Source organism: Desulfovibrio piger (assembly GCF_012843875.1).
Lineage (GTDB): Bacteria > Desulfobacterota > Desulfovibrionia > Desulfovibrionales > Desulfovibrionaceae > Desulfovibrio.
Map to the genome: position 1 here is coordinate 21,724 of NZ_JABAFY010000031.1, position 8,846 is coordinate 30,569.

Genomic DNA, 8,846 nt, shown 5'->3' on the forward strand with positions numbered 1-8,846 from the left:
TTCTCGTCCGTTCTCAGCATAGCATCTCCATTTGTCTGTTAATTTTTTGCAGGCTCTTGCCGTAACCAGATTGCCCGGCTCCCGAAAAATGTTTAGGGGCCGGCGGAATATGTCCGCCGGCCCCGTTTTATCCAACGCTTCGTAGAGCCTGCCTTTGCTAATGCGCGATAACGCTCGCTTTCATGACGTCACCACTGATCCAGTGGAAAGCGATGAGCTTCTCGGCATTGGTTCCTATGGCTTTGCTGTGTTTGTCCAGCATGTCATATATCGACATGTAGATCTTTTTGAGGTGTATTTTCTTCGTTTTGTACATGCCAACGATCTGGTTCAGAACAAGCTGGCTGTCCATGCATATGTGGATCGTGTTTCCCTGAACGAGCAGACCGCCGGATATGAGCCAGGCAATGGCCGTCTGCAGGGACACCGCTTCGGCGTAGTTGTTCGTTGCCTGCTCCTGCTCGGAGACAACAACGGCAAACTCGCTGTCATGATACAGAGGCATTCGCCTGGCCAGACGGACATGCAGACTGTCATCCACTTTTTCGCCCTTTTCGAGCCTGTATACGGCGAGGCTTCCTCCGGCCTCCGCGTCACTGCTGCCGTTTCGCTTGCACAGACCGTCAACGTACACAAGATAGTCCATATCAGGCTTCTCCTCCGGTGTTTGTCATTTCTACCGGTGCCCAACTTTCTTCCGTATATCTGATGACGGGATGCGCGAAGTGCCTGCACAGGAATTCCTCCCCTGTGGCAAGATCCTTCAGCCTGAGCTGTCTTCCGATGGCGAGGACCGTGTAATCCTCATTGGGAACACCGAGGTTTATCCTGTCTCCGGCCACAAGTTCCTGCGACGTGACCTGTACGGGGACCGACACCGTATCCTCAGGCACGGAAGACAAGTTTTCCACCGCCGGCTCTTCCGCGGTCATCTGGGTGGAACTCAGCCTGTCGATCTGGCGTTGCGCGGCGTCCAGCCTTGCTTTGAGCAAATCAAGTTCACCCCGGGCGGCTTCGCGTTCACAACGCGTGATTTCAAGTTCATTCCGGGCGGCTTCGAGTTCATCCCGCGCGGCATTCAGCCTGCCCCTTTCCTCGGCCAGTTTCCTCTCAAGGAACAGCTCGCGTCGTGTCGGCGTGACTGATTCCCAGTCCCTGGAGCTGTACGACATCTTCCAGGTGAACTTCGTGTTGCCGCCTGTACGGAGGAATTCCTTGTAGAGCATGTTTCCATCCTCCAGTAACCCGTTCCTCCCGCCACTGAACCACCAGTGGAGCAGGGCGCCGGTGAAGGACGCCACGCTTGCCCCGGTGTAGGATATCGCACGCTCCGTACAAGCCTCCTGGACAGCATCCTCCGCCTGAAAACAGGCCTCATCCATGTAGGTGCTGAAAAACATCGAGGCGTCCCCGAAGCTTTCTCTTTCCGACAGCCCCATGTTCCTTGCCGGGATGATGTAAGCATTCCAGTCTCCAAGGGACATGCGGTAATCAATGAACAGTTGGGGCAGTTTGTCCCTTACCGTATTGCCGGTACCATTCCTGATGTGTTCCATGACGGATTCCCGCAACGTATGTATGAAGCTGTTACGGAACTCCGCACTGTCCGTACATCCGATGATGATGTCCGGGACAAAGCCGATATCGCGGACGATCTCGGCATGCGTCATGACACGCTTTTGCCGTGCCACGATACTGAGTCCTCTGTACTGCAGGGCCGCGCGCCTGACAGCCTCCACCTTCGGCAGGCCGATGTCGAAGATGCTGTGTGCCTGCGGCCCTACATTCTCGATACCTACGGTGTCATCGTCGTAGATGATGACCTGCCGGAAGCCCATGGACAGCAGGATGCGCCATTGCCAGTTGCCAAGGCCCCCTGCGCCGATGATGCAGCAGGAGGCCTGCTTCACGGCGCGCAGGTTCAGCGCCGTGGAAAAGCGCGTATCCGCGTCGTCCATATTGAATTCCGGGTCGTCCTGGAGGCGTACGGCCTTGTCCCGCAGGGAGGCATAGTAGGCATCGGACGCCTGTGCGAACAGGGCATCTTTGTTACGCTGTTCGTTACGCTGTGCATTGGAGCCGGTTTCGGAATCAGGCAAGGAATCAGATACAGTTCCAGATACAGACTCTACAAGCATCTCAAGGAATGAGGCGGCGTCCTGTTCTTCGTTGGATGTGACTTGTTCTTCGTTTTGTGTAACATGTTCAATTGTTGCGGTCGTCTGTCCTGTTTGTGTCATAACTTCTGTTTGTGTCATATCCCACTCCATTTGTTTGTTTCACAAAAAAGCGGCGTACATGTTACTATGCACGCCGCTCCCAAGATTACTGCTTTCGAGATTACTGCTTTCGAATTTCGTGGCTGTTGCCGAGGTCGATGGCCTTGCACACGATGTAGATGATGTCATTGCACAGGGCGTTGGTAACGTCGTTCGCGTAGTCCTCAGGATCCTGGTAGGATTCAAGGCAATCATCCGGGAAGGCAAGCAGTTCGGATACGGAAGGGGAAGGGATCGTTGGGTCGTTCAGATCCTTCTGGCTATCCTCCCGGCTATCCGGTACGGCGTCCAGTTCTCCAGCTCCGTAGAGCCGGGACACATTGCGCATGTACTTCGCGAGCGTCGTCCCGAGGAAGCGCAGCTTGTTCTCATCCTTGAGATCCTGGTCTCCGGCACGTTCCGCCCAACCTCCGTCAAGGCTAAGCAGCCACATGGTGATACTGAACAGCTCACCCATCTTGTCTTGCTCGTAGCGTGACGCCGCCTCCTCGCGAGATGCCGACCCCTCATGGAGTTCCCGCATGAAGTAGCCTCCGACAGTAAGGTAGAACGGATCACGGGCATCAAGATCCACATCTTCACCAATGCCGATGTCCTGAAGAAAGTTCACCAGTTCCGCCAGATTCGATGCAGCCCCTCCCACGGTTTTCAGGGTGTGTCCCCCGTCGGGAGCGGCTGTGTCTCCGGTGCAGGCGAAAACGGGACGCGGCATGGACAGGACTCCCGGCTTGTATGTCCAGCTCCTGAGGCTGTCCCCGTCAGTGTTGCCGTCCAGAGGCATCACCTTGCCCCGGCCGGGTATGTTGAGGCCGTCGTGCAAGCTGCCACCGGCAATGTCACCAAACAAGTCGACCATGGTCGCCGCCGACCTGCCTCTGACCATTTCGCCAACAAGGTCGTCCAGTTCCTTCTTGCGGCTTCTGGAAAGCCATTCGATGTATTCGGGACGGTTGCACGCGATGGCCACGGCGGCATCGACCCTGGCAAGGACAGGCGTGTAGGTCACCAGGCTGCACTTGATGCCGCCGTCGGCGTTGACCACGACGTAGAAGCGGTAGTCGTCCATGTACCCGAGGTCATCCCTGGAGAACTGCTGCTCATCGTCGATGCCGGACCAGAAGATACCGTTCCTGCCGTGGCTGTGCAGATGACACAGATGCCTGTGCAGGCCGTTCTCTTTGTAGTAGGGAACATCCTTCAGCGCATCGAAGTACTTGCGGCAGTCATTGGCATCGAGGGAAACACCGCCACCACTCGCCTCCTGGCCCGGCATGAAGAAGTCGAAGGCCAGGAAGACGGGCTTGTGCGCGTGGAGACGCTTCAGCGTAAGGAACATGGCCAGCTCGCTGTTGGCGTTCCGTTCCACCATATGGCGGATCTCCCGGTACAGCGTCGCCGTGAAGCACAAGACCGGTACACGTCCTTCGTGGATGAGTGTGTCGAGACTTTTGACAGGGACGTCCTTCTGCCCGGGAATGGGGAAGTACATGGCATCCTCCGATACCAGTTCCGTATCCCAGTCGCTGATGCGCAAAGGATTGGGGTCATGGAAGGGGTAGTGAAATGCGGACGGCTTCGATTTGTTTTCAGCCTGCTTGTTTTCCTGCCTGTTTTCCTGCTTGTTTTCCTGCTTGTTTCCAGCGGGTTTTCTCCCGGTGAGAGCGCCGGCAATGGTTTTCTGGATGTTCGTGATGCACGACATGAGAATTTCTCCTTTGTTTGGTGGTTGCCCGCGGGTAACGTTGTCACGCTGCCCGGAAAAAATTCAGGGCCGCCGGGTGATGTCCCCGACGGCCCTTCGGCTGTTTTTTGTGGTGCTTTGCATTTGTCTTATCGCTCTTCGTCTCTGTTCTCCTCTTCGTCTCTGTTCTCCTCTTCGTCTCTGTTCTCCTCTTCGTCTCTGTTCTCCTCGTCTGTGTCCGCAGGCATGCCTGTGCCCACACTGTTCCCGAAAGCCGTATCCCATTCGTGCAGCCGTGCCTCGATCCATTCATGTCCGGGATCAAGATATCTGCGGAGTGCCGACATGCTCTCACCGCCAATTCCCCATGCCGGGCCGTAATCAAGCAATGCTGACGGAGCGGCAAGCATGGTGGCCGGAGACATCCAGGGCCTGTATATGCACGGGGCGGCTACTTCGTTCGTGTCCCTCAGAAGCCTGATGTCATTCCGCATGGCGTGCATGAGGCAGTCCCTGATAAAGGCGTTACTCACGCCTCTGGACGATGCCCAGCTGTGCAGGACGCTCGCCCAGAGGAAAGCGTACGCATTCATATATCGCGCCAGAGCAGTTTCCGGATCGGCTTCGGCAGTGTTTGCTGCCACGCAATACAGTCTGAGCGGATCAAGGAAGTTGTACTGCACGTCTTTGCCGACATTGTCGGAAAAAACGGTCACCCTTTCATGCAGCCTGTCCATAACGGCATGTACGCCAACGCGTTCCTGCAGTATCGCGAGGAGCTCCGATGACATGTCAAAGCACGTACGCGTGTGGAAGAACGTCATGCTGTCCGGCAGGTTTACGATTCCGCAGGGTGATGTACCATACATGTCCGACAGATTGGCCTCCAGGAACCACAGGCAGATCTTTCTGATGACCAGGATGAGGGTTTCCGGCGTCATCCGTCCCCTGCACCCTTCGTCGTACAGCCGCATGAAGTCGTTGTTTCCCTGGCATACGGAGCCGAACCAGCCCTGCCGGTCATTGATGGCATGCGGGTGCCCGACCTGCCCTTTCCTGAGCCTTTCCTCGCCATTTTCCACAACATACGCGGAACACTGTTGCATCCTTATCCCGCCGTTTCGCTGCAACCTTGCCTCGAATTTGTACACAGGCAACGTCATGTAGATGATCTCGCGGTTTTTTACGAGATCATTGCCGGATGTGCCTGACACGTTCCTGTTCCCGTGGAACAAAAGAGGTTGCCCGACGGTAAGGATAACAAGTTCGTTCGTTTCCGTGCATGTGTACACATGGAGCCAGGGGAACAGTCTTTTGAGTTCTTCCAGCATACTGGAAGTGACGTTCCTGACGTCTCCCATTTTTTCAAGGGTATCGAGCTCGTTCTGCAAGAGGATGACGCGTCGTCTCGCAGCATTGAGGTCGAACACAAGCTGCTCCTTTCTTTGCTTCGCGCTGACAGTTGTAAAGAACATGCGATTGATGTTCTCGCATGCGGCATTTTGATCAGTCGGCATAAAGTCTCCTTCTGGTCGTGGTTTTTGGGTCGTGGTTTTTGGGTCGTTGTTAAAGCAGATATATTTTGTGGAACAGATTCACGGGGTCTACCGTATTCGCAGTTCCTGCCGTGCCCGTATTGCATCCAGAATCGCCACACGTTCCTCCAAGAAGAAGCGATTGGTCTTCACGACCGTTCTTGAGATAGGTGAGCACGTCGGTAAGGCCACAGTAAGAGACGATACCGGGCTTGCGCTCCCTGAGAAAGCCCGTGACGACGTCCGGGAAAGACAGTGATTCAGGATTCATGAGTACGTTCTCTTCCGTATTCAAACTGACAAGCGGGTCGTAAGCCTCCATGCCGTACAGGTTTCTGAGGAGTGCCGCGACTTTTCGAGCTGACGGGAAGAGAAGGCAGATCATGCCGGTGTCATCCCTCCCGATGAAGGCGGGAACAAGCAGGCGCGGGGCCTTTCGCAGCTCCACCCCGACGCAGCACCCGGGCATGGTACCGTTTTTCGTGACCCGGTGGTGAAGGAAGATTGTGCGGTTGTTGTCGATGAACCTGATCCGTTCGAGATCCGCGGCGTCATCGATAAGTGAACAGTGACGCTCGGCCGCTTCCGGACCGTCACCGGCATACTGGTTATTCACGACGTCACCATGCAGCTTTCTGGCATTGAGGATGATATTTTTCGTGGCTACCAGATTTTTCATGCTCGTGGCAGGCAGCAGCATCCTTCCATACGTCGGGACTGAGTAATTGAGTACGTTGTATACTCTTTCGTATATATTCCAGACGCTGGCAGTGACTTCTTCGTTGAGCATTCTTGAAAGTAGCATTCTTGAAAGTACCTGGAAGTCTTTTATGACATACGATTCGAGTCTGAAATATTCCGTGACAAGATCGTGTGTGTCCATCTCTTCAAAGCCTGTTTCCGGGCGTGCGCACGCGAACGCCTGCATATGGAAAGCCATGAACAGCGAACAGGCTTGTTGAATGCCGCCAAGCGTATAGAGTTTGCTGATGTACTCCATGTGCCCCAGGAGTTCGGACATGAAGGATATGCTCCTGGACAGGATGTATTTCGTGATGTGCAGATTTTCAGGTGACTTTTCCTCAATGATGTCGACGCTGTTTTCCAGACAGCGATTGCCGTATTGGTTGACGTAGTTGAATGGAACGAACCCGTACGGATAAAGATAGGTCCATCCTTCCTGGTTTAGCATGAAGACGGCTTTGTTGATCTCGTCCTCAAGCGTAAAAAGGGTGTCCCATTCATAACCTTGCAGAGTCGACAGGGCTTCGAGGATGTCCATGTACCTTATGGTATGATTGTCCGCGAGATGACTAATGACCTTGTCCAGGATGTTTCCGAGGCAGTGTCTGTCCATCGCAAGGGAGGCGCATTTGTACGGGGAGGTTGGCGGGATTGGGGAAAATTTTCTCTGCGCCGTTTCTTCGGCGTAATTTTCTCTGATAATGTGTGCAAGCATGATGGAAATCTCCTTTTTGCATACTTATAACAGAGGACAAAGAGTTTTACGGAAAATACGGCTAAAAATAAGCAGGTTGTGATAGCAGGTGTCTACTATATGGAGGACAGGCCGGTGACCCAGAAAGGATCACCGGCCTGTTTGTTCGCGGCACGTAGGGTTGCTGTGTCGGGGAAAGAACCTCAGAAACCGGGGCTCAGGAACCGGAACTAGGCCGCGGCGTTGCCGGACGAGTACTTCTTGGTGGCCAGGACGATGCTGTCGCCGTTGTTCACCACGACATCAAGATCCCCGGCCGTGATGCCGTTGACGAGGACGTCATGCTTGGAAGGGTTGACGCCGAGCTCCTCAGTAAGGACCTCGCGAAGGGTGATGCCCTCTTCAGAGCGGTACTGGACGGGTTCACGGCCTTCGGTCACGACGGTGTAACGGACGAAAGTGATAGCGGGCATGAGATGCTCCTTTGATTAAGGTTGTTTATACGTGGCCCTGTCGGGCTGCCAAAACGAAAGATGCAGGATATATCCTTTATCTTCAGTGACTTATAACATTAAATAGCAATAATTACTAATAATGAGGTCGAAATTTCCGCAGTTAACAGGCATTTTTCGTTAGTTGTGTTGTTTTATTGAATTTTTTCGACCGATTTTTTGCGGTGATTGTGTAGTAATTCCTCCTATTTGCGACGTAACTATATAAAATTTATCACTATCAAATGCGTAAATGACTCTTTTTTAATAAAAACAAGTAGATAGCAAAAATATAATGTTACTTAAGACAGCAAAAGTACACTATAACTTTTATTATAGGTACAATCAGGAATTTCTACTAATAATTTGTTTATGCATTTAAATTTTCGATGTAGTAAAATCAATATGTTAAAAATATATCTATATTTTGATTTTCAGCAAAAACTAAATGCGGAAAAATTCTTGCTGAGTGGGCAAAAATTGTTTAGCGAATCAGTCCCAAAAAATAAGGGTTAAATGAGTGTTTTGATGAGGCCGATTCTAAATGCGGAAATATAATCTTCTCTAACGGCTTCTAAATGCGTAAATGAATTTAATAAGGTACTCTATACTATAGTAAATTGCTTGGTTAGCACTTTAGAGGTACTGTAGTTGAAATCTATTTTCAAAAAATATGGCCCTAGAGCCACAACGATTTGCGGGAATATAATTATATTAACTTATATCTAGTATAATTTAATCAAATTATAATATAATTATATTGAATTATATATAAGCTATTTTGCAAACTCTAGAAAAATTTCAAATGCGGAAATTTTTGAAAACTATTTGCGCAGTGAAGAAATTACGGACTAATATACCGGCAAAATTGCATACGTAACTACCTGTATTAACTGATATTTAAAATGCGAAAATAAATGCGGAAATGGCTAATACCTAAGTATTTGAAATTATGCATTATCCTAAAAACAACTACTTTCCGGAAAAAATGCATACCCCCACGGGCGTGAGGTGTGATGTAAGCGATGATATGCCTGTATACGCGGGCCATGTGTTAAAGTAACTTATAAATACGCCTCTTGTATTTTTATGTATTACATATCATATGGGAGAAATATAATATATATTATATAATATATATTATATATTTATATCAAGATATATTGATATAATATACTTTAACACATGCCTGTGTGTGACGCATATATACATGCACCACGGGACGTAAAACACGTTACGTTTCCCGTATGGGTGTGTGTTTTTTTCGGAAAGTAGTTGTTTTTTGGATAATTTGTAATTTCAAATACTTAACTATCCGCCGTTTCCGCATTTAAAATGGCCTCCGTAGAAGTCATTTCATAATTCTGGAGAAAATTTAAGGTTTCGGTTAGTCTCAAAAAATGAGCAAAGCCGAAATGCTAA

6 protein-coding genes are annotated in these 8,846 nt (G+C 50.9%); all 6 read right to left on the reverse strand.

Features of this window, described 5'->3' with window-relative positions; translation table 11 throughout:
* Nucleotides 1–157 precede the first annotated feature (157 nt).
* Nucleotides 158–646 (reverse strand): ribonuclease H family protein, encoded by a 489-nt coding sequence (locus HF854_RS08650; RefSeq protein ID WP_168935923.1) that lies wholly within the window; start codon nucleotides 644–646, stop codon nucleotides 158–160.
* Nucleotide 647: 1 nt separating this feature from the next.
* Nucleotides 648–2,258 (reverse strand): ThiF family adenylyltransferase, encoded by a 1,611-nt coding sequence (locus tag HF854_RS08655; protein ID WP_168935924.1) that lies wholly within the window; start codon nucleotides 2,256–2,258, stop codon nucleotides 648–650.
* An 82-nt stretch (nucleotides 2,259–2,340) separates the two neighbouring features.
* On the reverse strand, nucleotides 2,341–3,981 hold the full coding sequence (locus HF854_RS08660) for a hypothetical protein (RefSeq protein ID WP_168935925.1): 1,641 nt from the start codon (nucleotides 3,979–3,981) through the stop codon (nucleotides 2,341–2,343).
* Between the two features lie 128 nt (nucleotides 3,982–4,109).
* Nucleotides 4,110–5,477 carry a hypothetical protein gene (locus HF854_RS08665; RefSeq protein ID WP_168935926.1) on the reverse strand — a complete coding sequence of 456 codons (1,368 nt, stop codon included), beginning with the start codon at nucleotides 5,475–5,477 and terminating at the stop codon, nucleotides 4,110–4,112.
* A gap of 49 nt (nucleotides 5,478–5,526) precedes the next feature.
* Nucleotides 5,527–6,954: a hypothetical protein gene (locus HF854_RS08670; protein ID WP_168935927.1), complete on the reverse strand. Its 1,428-nt coding sequence runs from the start codon at nucleotides 6,952–6,954 to the stop codon at nucleotides 5,527–5,529.
* Nucleotides 6,955–7,163: 209 nt separating this feature from the next.
* A complete protein-coding gene (locus tag HF854_RS08675) occupies nucleotides 7,164–7,406 on the reverse strand; it encodes a hypothetical protein (protein WP_168935928.1) in 243 nt (80 codons plus the stop codon).
* Nucleotides 7,407–8,846: the final 1,440 nt, after the last annotated feature.